Source organism: Pseudomonas sp. PME37.24/006 (assembly GCF_055556635.1).
In genome coordinates this window covers 1-274 of the sequence record NZ_JBVHNL010000089.1, presented here as the reverse complement: position 1 = coordinate 274, position 274 = coordinate 1, and the positions used below count along the sequence as shown (strand labels likewise).

At 65.7% G+C, this 274-nt stretch carries 1 protein-coding gene; it reads left to right on the top strand.

Annotated elements, in window-relative coordinates:
* The coding region (locus ACZ3GY_RS23955; RefSeq protein WP_465912225.1) for a transcriptional regulator family protein at positions 1–274 on the top strand (274 nt) is incomplete at both ends.

The following is a 274-nucleotide window of genomic DNA, read 5'->3' as shown; positions in this document are numbered from 1 at the left end:
CACCGTAAAGGCCGTCAGGATGAAAAGCGCGGTCGCGTCTGGACCCGCCTGATCAAGGAAATCACCGTCGCCGCCCGCATGGGCGGGGGCGATCCGGACACCAACCCGCGCCTGCGCCTGGCCGTGGACCGTGCCTCCGACGCCAACATGCCCAAGGACAACGTCACCCGCGCCATTCAGCGCGGCACCGGTGCCCTGGACGGCGTGAACTATGAAGAAGTGCGCTATGAAGGCTACGGCATCAACGGCGCGGCCATCATCGTCGACTGCATGA